Source organism: Stenotrophomonas sp. TWI1183 (genome assembly GCF_039673115.1).
In the GTDB taxonomy this organism is placed as follows: Bacteria; Pseudomonadota; Gammaproteobacteria; order Xanthomonadales; family Xanthomonadaceae; genus Stenotrophomonas; species Stenotrophomonas maltophilia_AA.
The window spans coordinates 56,664-75,331 of sequence record NZ_JBDJKZ010000015.1; the positions used below are offsets into that span (position 1 = coordinate 56,664).

The following is an 18,668-nucleotide window of genomic DNA, read 5'->3' on the forward strand; positions in this document are numbered from 1 at the left end:
GCACCGTAATAAGGGCTGGTGGTCAAGAGCGGCATTATAGTCCCGGCCGCCGCAAAGGGCAAGCCGGGTCCATCAACCGTGCGAAAGGTCCGCCGCAGCGGCGTCGTCAGACGCCGAGTGCCGCCCTCACCTGGGTCTCGAAGCGACCCTGGTCGTAGGCCATCAGCAGCTGGGTGTTGTCCGGCTGCCCGGTCTGGCGGTTCCAGTCGACAATGGTAGCACCCCGGCTGTGCACACCGGCCAGTTCCACGTTCAGGGGACGCGATTCGACCCGCAGCGCGCCTTCCGGCTGCAGCGCCCAGGCCATCGCCAGGGCATCGGCGGCGTACCAGCGCTCGCCCCGGCTGTCTTCGGACCACAGGCGGGTCTGGCGCGAGATCAGCTCGTAGAAGCGGGCCTTGTCGCTGTCCGCGGCCAGCCACTGCTCCACATCGGCATGCAGCAGGCCATGGGCCACGGTGGCCTCCCAATCCGCCACTTCGATGTGCGGGAAGCCGGTGAACACGATGTGCGCCGCCTCCGGATCGAACGCGATGTTGAACTCGGCGGCCGGGGTGATGTTGCCGTGGCAGGTCACCGCCCCGCCCATCACCAGGAAGCGCTTCACGCGCTGCGGCAGGGTCGGGTCGAGCTTCAGGGCCAGGGCCAGGTTGGTCAGCGGACCGAGTGCGACCAGGAACAGCTCGCCGGCGTATTCGTGCGACAGGCGCAGGATCGCCAGCGCGGCGTGTTCGGCCTCGGCCTGGCGCTTGGCGGCCGGCAGGTTGACGTCGCCAAAACCATCGGCGCCGTGCACATGGGCGGCATCGACCGAGGGGTGCAGCAGCGGATCGGCGGTACCGGCGTAGACCGGCACGTCTTCGCGGCCAGCCACTTCGCACAGTTTCAGGGCATTGCGGACCGTGTGGTCCAGGCCAACGTTGCCGGCGGCGATGGTCAGGCCAACGATATCGTGGCGCTCATCGGCGAAGGCCATCAACAGGGCCAGGGCATCATCGACACCCGGGTCGGTGTCGATCAACAGCGGAATCTTCTTGCTCATCGTTGCCGTCTTGATAATCGGCAAGGGACTTTCGCACCCTGCCATGACAAATACAAGGCGGTGCCCGCCCACTCCGCTTGGCGGCGCGCTATGCCGACGCGTACCGCACGGCCGTGCCGATCCAGCGCCGCACCACCTGATCGGCCACCTCGGGCGCCTCCACCAGCAGCCGCTCGGCAAGCGCGTGCACGCCCGGCAGCAGATCCGCATCGCGGGCCAGATCGGCCATGCGGAACCCGGCCAGGCCGGTCTGCCGCGTACCCAGCAGCTCGCCGGGGCCCCGCAGCTCCAGATCCTTCTCGGCGATCAGGAAGCCATCGTTGGTCTGCCGCATGGTTTCCAGCCGCTCACGCGCCATGTTCGACAACGGCGCCTGGTACAGCAGCACGCAGCGCGACACCGCGGAGCCGCGCCCTACCCGGCCGCGCAGCTGGTGCAGCTGGGCCAGGCCGAGGCGCTCGGCGTTCTCGATGATCATCAACGACGCATTCGGCACGTCCACGCCGACCTCGATGACCGTGGTGGCCACCAGCAGATCGATCTCACCGGCCTTGAAGGCGACCATCGTGGCCAGCTTCTCGCTCGCCTTCAGCCGCCCATGCACCAGCCCCACCCGCACGCCCGGCAACAGCGCCTGCAGCGACTCGAACGTGGCCTGCGCCGGGGTGGCGTCCAGCTCTTCGCTTTCCTCGATCAGCGTGCAGACCCAGTACACCTGCTGGCCTTCGCGGCAGGCCACCGCGATGCGTTCGATCAGCTCCGGACGGCGATCATTGTTGAGTGCCACGGTCTGCACCGGCGTACGCCCGGGCGGGAGCTCATCGATCGCCGAGACATCCAGATCGGCATACTCGGACATCGCCAGCGTGCGCGGAATCGGGGTCGCGGTCATCACCAGCTGGTGCGGCACGCTGCGCCCGTCCGCGCCCTTGTCGCGCAGTGCCAGCCGCTGGTGCACGCCGAAACGGTGCTGCTCATCGACGATGGCCAGTGCCAGGTCCTTGAACACCACGCTGTCCTGCATCAGCGCATGCGTCCCGACCACCACCTGGGCCTCGCCCGAGGCGACCTCGGCCAGGACCTTGGTGCGCGCCTTGCCGGTGACCTTGCCGGCCAGCCACGCCGTGCGCACGCCCAGCGGCTCCAGCCAGGCGCGCAGATTGTTCATGTGCTGCTCGGCCAGCAGCTCGGTGGGTGCGGCCAATGCGACCTGCTTGCCCCGCTCCACCGCCAGCATCGCCGCCAACGCGGCGACCACCGTCTTGCCCGAGCCGACATCGCCCTGCACCAGCCGCAGCATCGGGTGCGCCTTGGCCAGGTCCTTGCGGATCTGTTCGAACACGCGCTGCTGCGCACCGGTCAACTGGAACGGCAGGCTGTCACGCAACTGCGCCACCAGCAGGCCCTGCCCGCGCAGCGACGGCGCGTGGTGCGCCTGCAACGCCATGCGCTGGCGGCGCAGGCTCAGGTGGTGTGCCAGCAATTCCTCGATGGCCAGCCGGCGTTGCGCCGGATGGCGGCCTGCGGCCAGCGCGGCAAGATCCGCGTCCGGCGGTGGCCGGTGCACGGTCAACAGCGCACTGCGCAGCGATGGCAGGCCCAGGCCGGACAACCAGCCGGCCGGCAACAATTCCAGCGTCGATTCTTCGGGCAACCTGTCCAGCGCCAGCCCGATGAACCTCCGCATCGTCGCCGGGCCCACGCCTTCGACCGCCGGATAGACCGGATCGAGGCTGTCGCCCAGCGCATCCTCTTCAGTGCCACCCATCACCCGATAACTGGGATGGACGATCTCCAGCCCGTGATGGCCGGGCTTGGCGGTGCCGTAGCAGCGGATCCGCGTGCCCACGGCGAACTGCGATACCTGCTGGGCGCGGAAATGGAAGAACCGCAGCACCAGCGTGCCGTACGAATCATCCTCGATCGCCACCTTGAGCACCGGCCGATAGCGGAAGCCGCGCTCGACCGCGCTCACCCGCCCCTCCACCTGTGCCGCCACCCCCGGCTGCAGCGCCGCGATGGTGGTCAGCCGGGTCCGGTCCTCATAGCGCAGCGGCAGATGCAGCCACAGGTCCTGCAGCGAAGACAGGCCACGGGCGGCCAGCTTGATCGCCACCGCCGGCCCGATACCGGAGAGCATCGACAACGATGCCTCCCCGGCCGCGGCCAGCGCCGGTGCAGGAGCCCGTGACCGCGCCACGTCAGGCCTGGTCGAGCACCATCACCGCATCGACTTCAAAGTTGGCGGCCTTCGGCAGACCCGCGACTTCGATGGTGGAGCGGGCCGGGAACGGCGCCTTGAAGTAGTCCTGCATGACGGCATTGACCTTGGCGAACTCGCCCAGATCGGTCAGGTACAGGCCCAGGCGGACGATCTGATCCAGCGAACCGCCGGCTTCTTCGGCCACGGCCTTCAGGTTGTCGAACGCACGACGCGCCTGTGCCTCGATATCGCCCACACCGACGATCTCACCGGTGGCCGGATCCAGCGGAATCTGGCCCGAGAAATACACGGTATTGCCCGCACGCACGGCCTGCGAGTACGGACCGATGGCGGCCGGGGCCTTGGCACTGGTGATGATCTGACGGGACATGGGAGCTCCACGGTTCAAAAGGGGGAACGCAATTGTACCGCCGGAACGGGTAGCGCCACGCCATGCGTGGCTTCGCGGTGCCGGGAAGGGTAGCGCCACGCCATGCGTGGCTTCGCGGTGCCGGAACGGAGCGCATCCACGCATGGCGTGGATCTACCGGGATGCCGTCATCCGGCCGGCCGCCGGGGCAATTATTGCCGCCGTACCGACTGCACCACCGAAAGACGCCGCAGCCTGCGCATCACTTCCGCCAGATGGTTCCGATCACGCACCTGCACGTTGAAGCACAGCACCGCCGCATTGAAATCGCGATCCAGATAATCCACGCGCTCGATGTTCGAATGGCTCTGCGCGATCGCCGCGGCCAACTGTGCCAGCACGCCGGTCCCGTTCTCGACCTCCACGATCAGCGACGTATCGTAATCGCCCGACACCGTCGTATCCCACCCGATCGGCACCCAGCGTTCCGGCGACTTGCGCAGCTCCGCCAGGTTCGGGCAATCCAGCCGGTGCACCACGATGCCCTTGCCGGCCGTGTGGTACCCCATGATGTCGTCGCCCGGGATCGGCTGGCAGCAGTTCGCGAAGCTCACCACCCCGCGCTCGCTGCCGTTGATCAGGATCTTTTCCTGCGAATGCTTGGAATGCGCCCCGCCGCGCAGCTCCGCATACGCCATCAGTGCCTGCGCGGCCTGGTTCGGCATCCAGTTGCCCAGTGCCACCTCGGCCAGCAGCGCCTCCAGGCGCGGGTACCGGTGTTCGGCCAGGAAGGCATCCAGGCGCCCCTTCGGCAGGCGCTCCAGCGAGCTGTCCATCGCCTCCAGCGCGCGGTCCAGCATCCGGTGGCCCAACTGCACGGCGTCCTCGTGTTCCAGCTGCTTGAGCTGGTGACGGATCGCGGTACGCGCCTTCGAACTGACCACGAACTCCAGCCACTGCGGCTTCGGCGTGGCCGAACGGGCGGTGATCACTTCCACCGTCTGCCCGCTGACCAGTTTCGTGCGCAGCGGGACCAGCTTCTTGTCGACCCGCGAGGCCACCGCCATGTTGCCGACATCGGTATGCACCGCATACGCGAAATCGAGCGCGGTGGAATTGCGCGGCAAGGCCAGGATCTTGCCCTTGGGCGTGAACAGATAGACCTCGTCCGGGAACAGGTCCACTTTGACGTTATCCAGGAATTCCAGCGACGAGCCGGCCGCCCGCTGCGAGTCGATCAATTCCACGATCCACGCATGTGCGCGGCTCTGCGCGCTGTTGGGCGAATCGCCCCCGAACTTGTACGTCCAGTGCGCCGCCACGCCGCGCTCGGCGATCAGGTCCATCTCTTCGGTGCGGATCTGCACCTCGATCGGCGAACCGTACGGCCCGAACAACACCGTATGCAGCGACTGGTAGCCGTTGGCCTTGGGGATCGCGATGAAATCGCGGAAGCGCCCATCCAGCGGTTTGAACGTGGCATGCACCGAACCCAGCGCGTGATAGCAGTTGGGCACGTTGCGCACCACCAACCGGAACCCGAACACATCCATCACCTGATCGAAGGATTTGTTCTCGTCGCACATCTTGTTGTAGATGCTCCACGGGGTCTTGATGCGACTGACCAGGCGGTGCTCCAGCCCTTCCTTGGCCAGGCGCTGGCTCAGCTGCACCTCCACCTGCGCCATCGCCTCGCGGCGGACCACCGGCTGGCTGCGGATGTGTTTTTCCAGGATCGCGTGGCGCCACGGGTACAGCGCCTTGAAGCCCAGGTTCTGCAGCTCGCTCTTGACCAGGCTCATGCCCAGCCGCTGCGCGATCGGGGCGTAGATCTCCAGCGTCTCTCGTGCGATGCGGCCGCGGGCCTCGCGACTCTGCGCGCCGAGCGTGCGCATGTTGTGCAGGCGGTCGGCCAGCTTGATCATGATCACGCGCAGGTCGCGCGACATCGCCAGCAGCATCTTGCGGAAGCTCTCCGCCGCCGCTTCCTGGCGATCGCGGAACTTCAGCTTGTCCAGCTTGGTGACGCCATCGACCAGCTCGGCCACGGCTTCGCCGAACTCGGCGGCCAGCTCCTCGCGGGTCAGCGGCGTGTCTTCGATGGTGTCGTGCAGGATCGCGGCGATCAACGCTTCCACGTCCAGGCCGAGCTCGGCCAGCACCTGGGCCACGGCGACCGGGTGGGTGATGTAGGGCTCGCCCGACTTGCGGGTCTGGCCGGCATGCGCGGCAGCGCCTACTTCCCAGGCGCGGCGCAGCAGCGGCAGTTGATCGGGCGGCAGATAGTGCGCTGCGCGCTCAAGCTGGAGGACATAGTCGGGTACGGCCGCGCCGGCGGGCGTGGCGACCTTGGCAGTGGGGCCTGGGTTCATGCTCAAAGACTATGCCAGCGGCGTGATATCGGCAAATCCCTGAACAGGGAGTTTCACCTGCAACAACACGCCCCGGCCGCGGCCACTGGCGGCACAAACGAAACAGCCCGCCAAAAGGCGGGCTGTTCGCAGCAACAACAACGGACGCGCGAGGCGATCAGTCGTCGTTCTTGGACATGTCTTCGTCGGCGACGACTTCGGCAGCGGCCCACTCCAGTGCTTCACGCTCGGCACGCTCGCGCTCGGACTTCTCGACTTCGTCGATCAGGGCGTTGTCGATCTTGCGGGCGGCAATTTCGCGCAGCGCCAGCACGGTCGGCTTGTCTTCGGTTTCGCTGTTGTCCAGGGTGGCCTGGACGCCATTGGCCAGCTGACGGGCGCGCTTGGACGCCATCATGACCAGTTCGAAACGGTTGTTCACGACTTCCAGACAATCTTCTACGGTGATGCGGGCCATGCGGGCTCCCGGCAGCCGGTGAGGGCTGCTCAATCGAATGAGGGAAAGGGGACGGAGTGTACCCGCCAGGGCTGGACAAAATCAAGCCAACCGGCTAGCACCCCGTTTGGAATCAGTCGTTTGTGGGCGGGTCCTGGGTCAGCAGGGCCTGGATGAGGCCCGCGTGGCGGACCTTCTGGGCCTCCCGGCGCAGGCGGCTGGCCGTGAAGATGGCGCACAGTTCATCCACCGCGGTCTCGAAGACTTCGTTGACGATCACGTAGTCGAAGTCGTTGAAGTGCAGCATTTCTTCACGCGCGGCGGCCAGGCGCTGGGCGATCACCGCCTCGCTGTCCTGCCCGCGCTTGCGCATCCGGTCCTGCAGCGCCTGCTTGGACGGCGGCAGAATGAAAACCGTGACCGTGCCCGGCACCAGCTGGCGGACCTGCTGGGCGCCCTGCCAGTCGATCTCCAGCAGCACGTCCTGGCCGGCCGACAGCTGCGGCTCGACCGACTGCCGCGCGGTGCCCTTCCAGTCGCCATGCACCCAGGCATGCTCGAAGAAGTCGCCGGCGGCGATCATCGATTCGAATTCCTCGGCGCTGACGAAGTGGTAGTGCTCGCCGTTGATTTCACCGGGGCGGGTGGCGCGCGAGGTGAACGAGATCGACAGGGCGATCTGCGGGTCGCGGGCCAGGGTGGCGTTGACGATGCTGCTCTTGCCGGCGCCGGAGGGCGCGGCCACGATGTACAGGGTGCCGCGTGCAGGCGCACCGACGGGCGGGGTCTGGCTGCTCATTCGATGTTCTGCACCTGTTCGCGGATCTGGTCGATCAGCACCTTCAGCTCGACGGCGGCATTGGAGGTGCGGCTGTCCACCGACTTGGAGCCCAGCGTGTTGGCCTCGCGGTTGAACTCCTGCAGCAGGAAGTCCAGGCGGCGGCCGACCGGCTCGCGCTGCGTGAAGACGCGGCGGATCTCGGCGATGTGGCTGCCCAGGCGATCCAGTTCCTCATCCACGTCCAGCTTCTGCAGCCACATCACCAGCTCCTGCTCGGCACGGCCGGGATCGACCGGGTGCGGCAGGTCGGCCAGGCGGGCGGCCAGCTTGGTGCGCTGGCCTTCGCGGATCAGCGGGATCAGGGTGGTGACCTCGGCGGCGATGCGCTCGATGCTGTCCACGCGTTCCTGGATCGCGGTGGCGAGCTTGTCGCCTTCACGCTCACGCGCGGCGACGAAGCCGTCCAGCGCGGTATCCAGCAGGGCCAGGGCTTCGGCATGCAGCGCGGCGGCATCGACCGCCTCACCCTGCATCACGCCCGGCATCTGCAGCAGCTCGGTGAAACTCACCTGCAGGCTCGGGAAGCCCGAGGACAACCGGGTCGCCAGCTCGCCGAGCTGGCCCAGCAGCGCATCGTTGACCACCAGGGCACCGGTGACCTCCGGCGCGCGCAGGCGCATGACCAGATCGATCTTGCCGCGGCTGCAGCGCGAAGCGACGCGCTCGCGCAGGTGCGGCTCCAACGCACGCAGTTCTTCGGGCAGGCGCACGCCGACCTCCAGGAACCGGTGGTTGACCGAGCGCAGCTCGCAGGCCAGCGTGCCCCAGCGGGTGGCGCGCTCGCCGTTGGCATAGGCGGTCATGCTTCGAATCATGCGGGTTTCCGGTGCTCTCAAAGTGCAAATGGTACCCTAGCGGTCTCCTCAGAGCCTCCTCGCCCGCCGGTCCCCGGCCCGGGCGTGGCCCCGCATCCCCCCGTCTTACCGGAACTTGAGCATGACTGATTCCCGTCCCAGCGGCCGCCAGGCCGACCAGCTGCGCGAAGTGCGCATCGAGCGCGCCTTCACCCGTCACGCCGAGGGCTCGGTCCTGGTCAGCTTCGGTGAGACCCGCGTGCTGTGCACGGCCAGCGTGGAAAACCGCGTGCCGGGCTTCCTGCGTGGCAAGGGCGAAGGCTGGGTGACCGCCGAGTACGGCATGCTGCCGCGTTCGACCCACACCCGTAACGATCGCGAAGCCGCCCGCGGCAAGCAGGGGGGCCGCACGCTGGAGATCCAGCGCCTGATCGGCCGCACCCTGCGCGCCTGCATCGATCGCGGCGCGCTCGGCGAGCGCACCATCACGCTCGACTGCGATGTGCTGCAGGCCGATGGCGGCACCCGTACGGCCGCGATCACCGGCGCCTACGTGGCCCTGGTGGATGCGGTGAACTTCCTGATCAAGCGCGGCGACATCAAGCGCAACCCGATCTTCGGTGCGGTTGCCGCCGTCTCGGTCGGTATCTACCGCGGCACCCCGGTGCTGGATCTGGATTACGCCGAAGACAGCGATTGCGATACCGACATGAACGTCGTGATGAACGACGGCGGCGGCTTCATCGAACTGCAGGGCACCGCCGAAGGCCATGCCTTCCGCCGCGATGAGCTGGATGCGCTGCTGGCACTGGCCGAGAAGGGCATCAAGGATCTGTTCGCCGCGCAGCAGGCGGCCCTGGCCCAGGCATGAACCGTCGCATCGCCCTGACCACCCTGGTGGTGGCCGACTACGACGAAGCGATCGCCTGGTACACCGGCGCGCTGGGCTTCAGCCTGATCGATGACATCGACCAGGGAGACAAGCGCTGGGTGGTGGTCGGGCCGACCGACGGCAGCGCGGCCGCCTTGTTGCTGGCGCGCGCCAGCAACGACGAACAGCGCGCGCGGATCGGCAACCAGACCGGCGGCCGGGTCGGCTTCTTCCTGAACACCGATGATTTCTGGCGCGACCACGCGGCGATGACCACGCGTGGCGTGACCTTCCTCGAAACCCCACGCGAGGAGGTCTACGCAACGGTCGCAGTATTCCGCGACCTGTACGGCAATACGTGGGATCTGCTGGAGCCCAAGCAATGAAACTGGTCCTGGCCAGCGGCAACGCCGGCAAACTGAAGGAACTGCAGGCCATGCTCAGCGGCCTGCCGCTGGAGATCGTGGCGCAGGGCGAACTGGGCGTCAGCGACGTGCCGGAAACCGGCCTGACCTTCGTCGAAAATGCGCTGATCAAGGCACGCCATGCCTGCCAGAGCACCGGCCTGCCCGCACTGGCCGACGATTCGGGCCTGATCGTGGATGCACTCGACGGCGCGCCCGGCCTGTACAGCGCGCGCTATGCCGGCAGCCCGACCAACGATGCGGCTAACAACGCCAAGCTGCTCGAGGCGATGCGCGACGTACCGGCAGAGCGCCGTAGCGCCCGCTTCTACGCGGTGATCGTGCTGCTGCGCCATGCCAATGACCCGCAGCCGCTGATCTGCGAAGGCAGCTGGGAAGGCGTGATCGTCGATGAACTGCGCGGCAGCCACGGCTTCGGTTACAACCCGCTGTTCCTGGACCCGGTGCTGGCACAGACCGCCGCGGAAATGGCGCCGGACCTGAAGAACGCGATGAGCCACCGCGCCAAGGCGCTGCAGCTGCTCAAGCAGAAGCTGCCCGAGCTGCTGTGATGCCCCACGCCTCCTGCGCCCACCTGCCCGGCGAAGCCTGTTCGGGGGACCACGACCACGCCCCGCGGCTGGTGCCACCGCCGCTGGCGCTGTACGTACACCTGCCCTGGTGCGTGCGCAAATGCCCGTACTGCGATTTCAACTCGCATGCGGCGAAGGGCGAGCTGCCGTTCGAGGCCTACATCGATGCGCTGATCCGCGATCTGGACCAGGACCTGCCGCTGGTCTGGGGCCGGGTGGTGAGCAGTGTGTTTTTCGGTGGCGGCACGCCCAGCCTGTTCCCGCCGGAGGCGATCGACCGCTTCCTGCAGGCCGCCTCGGCCCGGCTGCGCTTCGCGCCGAACCTGGAAGTGACCCTGGAGACCAACCCGGGCACCGCCGAGCACGGGCGTTTCGACCGTTACCGCGCGGCCGGAGTGAACCGGATCAGCTTCGGCATCCAGACCTTCAACGACGAGGCGCTCAAGCGCCTGGGCCGCATCCACGACAGCAACGAGGCCGAGCGTGCGGTGAAACTGGCGCAGGACGCCGGCTACGACAACTTCAACATCGACCTGATGTATGCGCTGCCGCAGCAGACGCTGGCGCAGGCCGAGCATGACCTGGAGCGTGCCTTCGCGCTGCAGCCCACGCACATGTCGCACTACCAGCTCACGCTGGAACCGAACACCGTGTTCTTCGCGCGGCCGCCGCAGGGCATCCCCGACGAGGATTCGGCGTGGGACATCCAGGAGCACTGCCAGCAGATGTTGGCCGACGCCGGCTACGCGCAGTACGAGGTCAGTGCCTACGCCAGGCCCGGCCGGCAGAGCCAGCACAACCTCAATTACTGGCGCTTCGGCGACTACCTGGGCATCGGCGCCGGCGCGCACGGCAAGATCAGCAGCGGTGCCGAACAGCACGTGCTGCGCCGCTGGAAGCACAAGCACCCGCAGACCTTCATGGACACCGCTGGTACCGCGGCCTCGATCGGCGGTGACGATGTGATCAGTGCCGATCGCCTGCCGTTCGAGTACATGCTCAACCTGCTGCGCCTGCATGAGGGGTTCGGCCTGAAGGATTTCGAATCGCGCACCGGACTGGACCGGGCGCAGATCGCCGCGCCGCTGGGCGTGGCCGTGGCCAACGGCTGGATGACCGTCAGCGGCGACCGCGCCACCCCGACCGAGCTGGGCCGCCGCTTCACCAACGACGTGGTCGAGCTGTTCCTGCCCTGAAGGACGGCGCCGGCCTCAAAGGGTAGTGCCGGCCGCTGGCCGGCTCCCCGCATAAGCGCGGGCCGGCTCCCCGCCCATGCGCCGGCCGGCTCCCCACATGCCCCGGTAGTGCCGGCCGCTGGCCGGCTCCCCGCGAAACCGTTAGATTCCGTGTTCTCAGGGGAGCTGGAAGAACATCGGATGTCTGCGCCCGCACCTTCGTCGTCCCAGCCCGACATGACCCGCTTCGCGGACGTGGCCGCACCGCCGCGCGTGCGCCGCCTGCTGGCGGCGCTGCACGGGCTGGCGGTGCAGACCCTCACCGCCCCGCTCAAGCTGACCATCGTGGAGCTCGAACGCGAACTATTCCGCGACGCCGAACGCGCGTGCAACAGCCAGATCCAGGCCGACATTTTTGCCCAGGCCCGCCAGCTGCACGAGGTCAACGCGCAGTTCGGCCCGCGCTTCCTGGACGCGCTGGCCGACAGCCTGGCCACGCTGCGCGGTCCGCGCCATACCCAGCGCGTCGTGCCGACTGACGTCTCGGTCCCGGCGACCGCGCTGACCCTGGTCAACGACACCGACGTGGACCGCGACATCGTGCTGGTGGACATCATCCGCCGCGAAGCCCAGCGTTCGGCCAGTGCCCTGCAGCTGCTTGGCCAGCGCTTCGGCGTGCTCGCCGCCGGGCCCGCCTTCGATGCCGATGACCTGCCGTTCGGCCCGCAGGCGCTGTGCCGGATCGTGCGCGAGCTGGGCCAACAGTTCGCGCTGGGGCTGGAAACGCAGCTGGCGCTGTACCGCGTATTCGACCGGCAACTGCTGGAGCGGCTCGGCGAACTGCTGGAACGCGCCAACATCCTGCTCGCGCACGAGGGCGTGCTGCCCGGGCTGGTGTACACCCCCTACCTGGCGCGCTCGGCGACCACGCGCCGGATCATCACCGGGCCGGAGCGCGGCCTGCCCGGCGCACGCGGAGGTGCCGCCGCGCGGCCGCTGACCGGCTGGAACGGCGGTGCGCCGCGCGCCGGCTGGGCGGCGATGACCCAGGAGGCCATGGCGTTGACGGCGCCGGCCGCCGGCCCGGCCTTTAGCGCGCCCGGCGGTAACGCAGGCGCCGCACCTGCACCTGCACCTGCACCTGCACCTGCACCTGCACCTGCACCTGCACCTGCACCTGCACCTGCACCTGCACCTGCACCTGCACCTTCATCGTCGTCCGCCTCTGTACCGGCCAGCAACACCGCGCCTGCGCCGGCGGACCTCGGTGCCCCGGCGATGTCGGCCCTGCACCAGTTGCTCGGCGCCGCCCGCCAGGCGCATGCCGCCGGCACGGTGCCGGGCGGCGAGGCGATGGCCGCGCAGGCTGTCGCGGCGACCAACGAGCTGCCCGGACCGTCCGGGCAGTCCGGGCACCCCACCGACACTGCGTTTCTCGCCCCCGAAACGCCCGCGGCACAGGCCGTGCCCGCCGAAGCCGTGCACGCCACACTGGCCAGGCTGCAGAGCCAGGCCGTCGCTCCGGGCGGGGCGCGCCGCAGCATGGCCGACCTGCACAACGCGCTGCTCGCCCAGGTCCGCGCCGACCATGGCGCGCACGCCGCCCTGACGGTCAAGGACAGCGACACCTTCGACCTGCTCGACATGCTGTACGGGCAGATCCAGCGCGAGGTCCGGCCCGAGGCCGTGGCCGCCGACCTGCTGACCCGGCTGCAGGTCCCCGTGGCCCGCGCGGCCCTGTCCGACCCGGCCTTCTTCGTGCGCGACCAGCACCCCGCGCGCGAACTGCTCAATGCGGTGGCCGAGGCCGGCGCCAACTGGCTGGGCGAGGAGGACGTGGATCCGCAGCTGGTGCAGAAGCTGGGGCATGCCGTGGATCAGGTGGTCAACGAATACGACGGCGACGTCGCCGTGTTCGACACCGCCAATGAAGAGATCCAGCAGCACTTCCGCGCCCTCGCCCACAAGGCCGAACTGGCCGAGCGCCGTCATGTCGAAGCGGCCCGCGGCAAGGAGCGGCTGGAAGCGGCCAAGCAGCAGGCCAGCGCCAGCATCGAGCAGCTCTGCACGCAGGCCGCGCCGCCCCGCTTCGTGCAGGCGCTGCTGAAACAGGCGTGGTCGGACGTACTCACGCTCACCCTGCTGCGCAACGGCGAGACCTCGCCGCAGTGGCAACAGCGCCAGCAGGAAACCGCCCGGATCGCCGAGGTCACCTGCCTGGCGCCGGGTGCGACCGAACGCGACGAGGCGCTGGGCATCCAGGTCGAGTCCGCGTTGCTGCAGGTCGGCTACCACCAGGACGAAGCGGCCGCGATCGCGCGCCGGCTGTCCACGCCCGGCGGTGCGGACGACAGCAGCTCTCGTACCGAACTCACCGCCCGCCTGCGCGCACGCACACGCCTGGGCGAACAAGGCGAGGCCAGCGATCCACGCAGGGTCGCCCCACTGGCCCGCAGCACGGCCGAGGACGACTGCTATCGCCAGCTGCGCACGCTGCCGTTCGGCACCTGGTTCGAGTTCACCACCAACCAGCAGGGGGATATCCGCCGTCAGCGGCTGTCCTGGTACAGCCTGATCACCGACAACGCCCTGTTCGTCAATCAGCGCGGGCAGAAAGTCGGCGAGCATTCCCTGGACGCACTGGCACGGCTGATGGCGCACGGCCAGGTGCGGATCGTCACTGAAGACAAGGGTCGGCTGATCGACCGCGCCTGGCAGGCCACGCTGCGTACGCTGCGTTCGCTGGCGGGCACCCCTGCGGAGAACGCCGAATGACCTCGCCCGATACCCGACGCGCACCCCGCCGCCAGGTGGCCGAGCTGGTGCCGGTGACCGACCGGATGGCCGAGACCGTGATCGGTCGGCTGGGCAATGTCTCCGAAACCGGCATGCTGATGCTGGCCTCGGTGCCGATGCAGGACGACGCGCTGTACCAGCTGCAGTTCACCATCACCGGCCCGCAGGGGCAGCCCCTGCTGATCGATGTCGGCGTGCACCTGCTGTGGAGCGAACAGACCCATGCACCCGGCCAGGCCTGGGTGGGCTTCCGCTTCCTGACCCTGGCGCGCGAATCGCGCGAGCAGCTGCGGCAGTGGATCGCCGAGGAAACTTCGGCAGTCTGAGCGCCGGTTCCGGCACAGCGCCGAGGGCCCGATTGCGGCAGAATCTAGGGCTGCATTCCGCACTGTCAGCGAGCCTCATGCCATGAACCAGCCAGACCTCGGCGCCCTGTACTCCCACCATGCCAGCGTGATGCGCCAACGCGCCGACGAAGCGCTGGCCCGTGGCGGCTTCGATCATCTGGTGATTCCCAGCGGCACCCAGCATTACCAGGCATTCGATGATCGCGATTACCCGTATGCGGTGAACCCGAACTTCAAGGCCTGGCTGCCGCTGACCAAGCTGCCCAACAGCTGGCTGGTGTACACCCCGGGCCAGCGGCCCACGCTGATCTTCTACCAGCCCTTCGATTACTGGCACGTGGTGCCGGATGCGCCGAACGGTTGGTGGGTCGAGCATGTCGACATCGAGATCATCCGCACGCCGGACGCTGCGCTGGCACTGCTGCCCAAGGATCCCGCCCGCTGCGCCATCCTCGGCGAGCCGCAGAGCGCGCTGGGCGCGTTCGTGCCGAACAATCCGGCGCCGGTCATCGATTACCTGGACTGGCAGCGCGGCTACAAGACCCCGTATGAAATCGCCTTGATGCGCGAAGCGCAGCGGCTGGGCGTGCGCGGCCACCGCGCTGCCGAAGCCGCGTTCCGCGCCGGTGCCAGCGAATTCGAGATCCACATGGCGTATTGCCGCGCGGTCGGCCAGGACGCCAATGAGCTGCCGTACGGCAACATCATCGGCCTCAATGAACATGCCGCCGTGCTGCACTACACCGACCTGGGCCGCAGCGCGCCGACCCCGCTGCGCAGTTTCCTGATCGACGCCGGCGCCAGCGCCCATGGCTATGCCAGCGACATCACCCGCACCTATGCCGCCAGCGGCCATGACGAATTCCAGGCGCTGATCGACGCGGTCGACGCGGCGCAGCAGCAGATGGGCGCCGGCGTGCGCGCCGGGGTGGACTACAAGCAGCTGCACATCGACGCGCACCTGTCGCTGATGGGCATCCTCAAGGACTTCGGCGTGCTCACCGTCTCGCCGGAGGCCGCGCTGGCCACCGGCGTGAGCGCGGCGTTCTTCCCGCACGGCCTCGGCCATCTGATCGGGCTGCAGGTGCACGATGTGGCCGGCTTTGCCGCCAGCGACCGCGGTGGCCGCATCGAGCGTCCGCAGGGGCACCCGTACCTGCGCATGACCCGCGCGCTGGAGCCGGGCATGGTGGTCACCATCGAGCCGGGCGTGTACTTCATCGACATGCTGCTGGACGAAGTGAAGCAGGCCGGCAACGGCACCAGCATCAACTGGGACCGCGTGGACTTCTTCCGTCCGTATGGCGGCGTGCGCATCGAGGATGAAGTGCTGTGCACCGAAGGCGATGCCGACAACCTGACCCGGCCGGTGTTCGCGGCCGCCAGCTGAGGGGCCACCTCAAGGTAGTGCCGGCCGCTGGCCGGCTCCTCACGATCCAACGGTACTGCGGAGCCGGCCAGCGGCCGGCACTACCGATACCAACGCGCGCGATCACGCCGGCGCGCCCGGCACCACGGGCACCGCCCGTTTCGCGGTCACCGTGCTGCCCACCGACGCCACCACCGTGCAGCCGATCGCCGCCCACTGCAGCGGGGTCAGGTGTTCGGCCAGCAACCCCATCGCCAGCAGTGCCGCGACCGCCGGCTCCATGCTGATCAGGATGCCGAAGGTCTCTTTCGGCAACCGCTTGAGCGCCATCATCTCCAGCGACATCGGGATCGCGCTGGAAACGATCGCCACGCCGAGGCCGAACAGCAGGATCTTCGGATCCAGCAGCGCCATGCCTGCATGCGCCACGCCCACTGGCACCACCACCAACGCCGCCGCGCACAGACCCAGCGACACCGTATGCCCGGCCGGCAGGTGGCCGGCACGCTTGCCGAAGATGATGTACATCGCCCAGCACACGGCCGCGCCGAGGGCGAACATCACCCCGGCCGGATCCAGCGGCTCGCCATGGCCCAACGGCAGCAGCAGCAACAGCCCGACCAGCGCACAGCCGACCCACACAAAGTCGACCGGCCGCCGCGAGGACCACATCGCCACCGCCAACGGCCCGCAGAATTCGATCGCCACCGCGATGCCGAACGGGATCGTGCGCAGGGCCATGTAGAACAGCAGGTTCATCACCCCGAGCGTGATGCCGTAGCGGATGATCGCGCCGGCATCGGCGCGCGAGGTGGTCCAGCGCCACGGCCGGAACACCATCAGCAGCACCAGCGCCGAGAACCCCACGCGCAGTGCGCTGGTGCCCTGCGCGCCGATCAGCGGGAACAGCTGCTTGGCATACGAGGTGCCCACGGCCAGCGAGGTGACCGAGCCGAGCACGGCCAGGGCGGGAAAGAAGGAGGAGAGGCGGGAGGTCGACATCCGCACAGGATATGGCGGATGCCTTGACGGGGCACGCCGGACGTCGCCAGAGATTCCTCTGGCGGGCGGATCCGCGTCAGCGCGTTGCCGACAACGCCGCGTCGAACAAGGCCGTCGCTTCCTTGATCGCGGCCGCGTGCGTGGCCTGCTTGTCCGCCGTGACCTGGCAGAGTGCGCCGACGCGTGTCTGGCCCAAGGCGGTGCAGCTGGACAGAAAATCGTAGTGCCCGACGGCTGGCAAGGTGGTCAGCCTCGCCTTCGGAAGTGTCGTGGCCACGATGTCGCTGTTGGTCGCAGGCGACGCCACCGCATCCGCCGCACCGACGACGATCGACACCGGCTGCGTTACCTTCTCCAGTTCTTCAGGCGCGAAGGCCTGCACCATCGCCGGCGCGATGAGGAACACTGCGCCCACGCCTGCGATGGCGCGATCGTCCCCGGCCCGGGCAACCCATGGCGCCAGTTCCGGCGTCGCTGCGGCGGTCAACCGGCGCGCCAGCGTCAGCGTCGGGTTCTCCGCCTGGGGCGCGCAGACCCCATCGGCGGGATGCGCGCGGCAGAACGCCAGCAGCCGCTGCACATCCGGCCGGGCACCCGCGGCGACCAGGGCCGTGAACCCACCGGCCGAATAGCCCGCGATGCCCAGCCGCGTGGTGTCGATGTCCGTCGCCAGCGCAGGGTCGGCCTGCACGGCGGCCAGTGCGGCCGCGAGGTCATCCACGCGGTTCCACATCAGGATGCTGCCCGCCTCGGTCATCGGGTCCACGCCGTTGTTGCCGGGATGATCCACCGCGATCACCACATACCCTGCCCGCGCCATCGCGGTGCCAAACCAGCCCATCATCCGTGCGCTGCCGCCGTTGCCGTGCGAGAGCAGCAGGACCGGCCAGCGTCCTTTGGCCATGGCGGCATCGGCGGCGGCCGTGCCCACCTCGAACAACGGCGCGCCCGGCGGGCCGATCGTCAGCGCGGTTTCCTGCGTACCGGACCGGGCCGGGTACCACACGGTATAGCGCACGCTGTCGCGGTGGTCGGCATCGCGCACGGCCGCACTCGGCGTATGCGCGATGCCGTGGCGCTCTCCGACCGGCGGCGCGGCGGCCGAGGCAAACGTGGGCAGGCAGAGCCACAACAGCGCGGCGCAGCAACGGGCGGTCATTCGCATGGGTCGATCTCCTTGGGGGGCAGCGTGTCGGCCAGGGGCAGCCATATCTCCACCCCGCCGTGGCCGCTGCGGTCATCGAAGCGCGCGTCATAGCGCTCCAGGTCCGGTGCATCGGCGAGGGTCAGGCCGGAGCCCGGCAGATAATCGTTCAACAACCAGAACCAGGTGGAACGGATCGCCGAGATGTGCCCGGCGTGCCAGGCGATGAGGTACTCGCGGGGCGCGATCGAGATCGCCTGCCAGCCTGCGGGCACGGGTGCGGCGGCACGGATCTCCACCCCGGCGATGTAGTCGAAGCCGCCATCGGCATCATTGTTGCCGCACACCCCATAGGCGATCTCCGCGCCCAGGCCATGCGCTTCTTCCAGGCGCTGCCACTGCGAGGGAATCGATGCGACGGTCGCGGACGTATGGCGTGCACCGATACCGGCGACGCGCAGGGCACCGCGGTACGCGCGATGCGGCTCGATCATGCAGGGGGTGGCGGCGTCGTCCAGCTTCAAGGCCTCCACCAGCGTCAGACCGCCCAGCCCCTGCTCGCGGACCTGCTCGGGCGAGCGCCCGAACTGCTCGGAGAACGCGCGGGTAAATGCCGCATGCGAGCCGTACCCGGCGGCCATCGCGACACCGAGGATGTCACCGGCGCCGGCCGCCAGCTGGCGTGCGGCCTCGGTCAGCCGGCGCCCACGCAGATAGCGCACCACCGAGGTGCCGGTGCCGAGCTGGAACAGGCGCGAGAGATGGAACGGGGACAGCCCGACCACGCCGGCGATATCGGCCAGCGACGGGTTTTCAGCGAAGTGGCTTTCGATGTACCACAGGGCCCTGCGTGCCGCACCCATACCGCCAGATCCATGCCGATGAACGGGTCCGCAGCGTAACCCAGCG

The 18,668-nt window shown here is 68.6% G+C and carries 17 protein-coding genes; 7 read left to right on the top strand and 10 right to left on the bottom strand.

Features of this window, described 5'->3' with window-relative positions:
• Window positions 1-106: 106 nt before the first annotated feature.
• The 7 genes from ABE434_RS13870 to ABE434_RS13900 form a co-directional block, all read right to left on the bottom strand.
• Window positions 107-1,042: a nucleoside hydrolase gene (locus ABE434_RS13870; RefSeq protein ID WP_176988329.1), complete on the bottom strand. Its 936-nt coding sequence runs from the start codon at window positions 1,040-1,042 to the stop codon at window positions 107-109.
• An 88-nt stretch (window positions 1,043-1,130) separates the two neighbouring features.
• Window positions 1,131-3,242 (bottom strand): ATP-dependent DNA helicase RecG, encoded by a 2,112-nt coding sequence (gene recG, locus ABE434_RS13875; RefSeq protein ID WP_346479244.1) that lies wholly within the window; start codon window positions 3,240-3,242, stop codon window positions 1,131-1,133.
• A 1-nt stretch (window position 3,243) separates the two neighbouring features.
• Window positions 3,244-3,636, bottom strand: coding sequence for a RidA family protein (locus ABE434_RS13880; RefSeq protein ID WP_176988327.1), 393 nt, complete (start codon window positions 3,634-3,636; stop codon window positions 3,244-3,246).
• 191 nt (window positions 3,637-3,827) lie between these two features.
• Window positions 3,828-5,987, bottom strand: a complete 2,160-nt coding sequence (locus tag ABE434_RS13885; RefSeq protein ID WP_179460178.1) for a bifunctional (p)ppGpp synthetase/guanosine-3',5'-bis(diphosphate) 3'-pyrophosphohydrolase — start codon at window positions 5,985-5,987, stop codon at window positions 3,828-3,830.
• 157 nt (window positions 5,988-6,144) lie between these two features.
• On the bottom strand, window positions 6,145-6,444 hold the full coding sequence (gene rpoZ, locus ABE434_RS13890) for a DNA-directed RNA polymerase subunit omega (protein WP_176988325.1): 300 nt from the start codon (window positions 6,442-6,444) through the stop codon (window positions 6,145-6,147).
• A gap of 112 nt (window positions 6,445-6,556) precedes the next feature.
• Window positions 6,557-7,222: a guanylate kinase gene (gene gmk, locus ABE434_RS13895; RefSeq protein WP_176988324.1), complete on the bottom strand. Its 666-nt coding sequence runs from the start codon at window positions 7,220-7,222 to the stop codon at window positions 6,557-6,559.
• Window positions 7,219-8,079 (bottom strand): YicC/YloC family endoribonuclease, encoded by an 861-nt coding sequence (locus tag ABE434_RS13900; RefSeq protein WP_179460177.1) that lies wholly within the window; start codon window positions 8,077-8,079, stop codon window positions 7,219-7,221. Before ABE434_RS13900 ends, gmk begins: the two co-directional genes overlap by 4 nt.
• Window positions 8,080-8,200: 121 nt before the next feature.
• Between ABE434_RS13900 and rph the strand changes: the two genes are divergently transcribed.
• The 7 genes from rph to pepQ all read left to right on the top strand — a co-directional run bounded on the left by rph (window position 8,201) and on the right by pepQ (window position 15,634).
• A complete protein-coding gene (gene rph, locus ABE434_RS13905; protein WP_176988322.1) occupies window positions 8,201-8,929 on the top strand; it encodes a ribonuclease PH in 729 nt (242 codons plus the stop codon).
• The gene (locus tag ABE434_RS13910; RefSeq protein WP_346479245.1) at window positions 8,926-9,315 is read left to right on the top strand and encodes a VOC family protein; all 390 of its coding nucleotides are present in this window, start codon (window positions 8,926-8,928) and stop codon (window positions 9,313-9,315) included. Before rph ends, ABE434_RS13910 begins: the two co-directional genes overlap by 4 nt.
• Window positions 9,312-9,905, top strand: a complete 594-nt coding sequence (rdgB, locus tag ABE434_RS13915) for an RdgB/HAM1 family non-canonical purine NTP pyrophosphatase (RefSeq protein ID WP_176988320.1) — start codon at window positions 9,312-9,314, stop codon at window positions 9,903-9,905. The genes ABE434_RS13910 and rdgB overlap by 4 nt, the downstream gene beginning before the upstream one ends.
• Window positions 9,905-11,122: a radical SAM family heme chaperone HemW gene (gene hemW, locus ABE434_RS13920; protein ID WP_346479246.1), complete on the top strand. Its 1,218-nt coding sequence runs from the start codon at window positions 9,905-9,907 to the stop codon at window positions 11,120-11,122. Before rdgB ends, hemW begins: the two co-directional genes overlap by 1 nt.
• 180 nt (window positions 11,123-11,302) lie before the next feature.
• The gene (locus ABE434_RS13925; RefSeq protein WP_346479247.1) at window positions 11,303-13,876 is read left to right on the top strand and encodes a DUF1631 domain-containing protein; all 2,574 of its coding nucleotides are present in this window, start codon (window positions 11,303-11,305) and stop codon (window positions 13,874-13,876) included.
• On the top strand, window positions 13,873-14,223 hold the full coding sequence (locus tag ABE434_RS13930) for a PilZ domain-containing protein (RefSeq protein WP_346479248.1): 351 nt from the start codon (window positions 13,873-13,875) through the stop codon (window positions 14,221-14,223). The genes ABE434_RS13925 and ABE434_RS13930 overlap by 4 nt, the downstream gene beginning before the upstream one ends.
• Window positions 14,224-14,305: 82 nt before the next feature.
• Window positions 14,306-15,634, top strand: coding sequence for a Xaa-Pro dipeptidase (pepQ, locus tag ABE434_RS13935; protein WP_346479249.1), 1,329 nt, complete (start codon window positions 14,306-14,308; stop codon window positions 15,632-15,634).
• Window positions 15,635-15,736: 102 nt separating this feature from the next.
• Here pepQ and ABE434_RS13940 read toward each other — a convergent pair whose 3' ends face one another.
• From ABE434_RS13940 to ABE434_RS13950, 3 genes are all read right to left on the bottom strand, one after another.
• Window positions 15,737-16,615: an EamA family transporter gene (locus ABE434_RS13940; RefSeq protein ID WP_346479250.1), complete on the bottom strand. Its 879-nt coding sequence runs from the start codon at window positions 16,613-16,615 to the stop codon at window positions 15,737-15,739.
• A gap of 76 nt (window positions 16,616-16,691) precedes the next feature.
• Window positions 16,692-17,780, bottom strand: coding sequence for an alpha/beta hydrolase (locus tag ABE434_RS13945; protein ID WP_346479251.1), 1,089 nt, complete (start codon window positions 17,778-17,780; stop codon window positions 16,692-16,694).
• A complete protein-coding gene (locus ABE434_RS13950; RefSeq protein WP_346479252.1) occupies window positions 17,771-18,622 on the bottom strand; it encodes an AraC family transcriptional regulator in 852 nt (283 codons plus the stop codon). The genes ABE434_RS13945 and ABE434_RS13950 overlap by 10 nt, the downstream gene beginning before the upstream one ends.
• Between the last annotated feature and the right edge of the window lie 46 nt (window positions 18,623-18,668).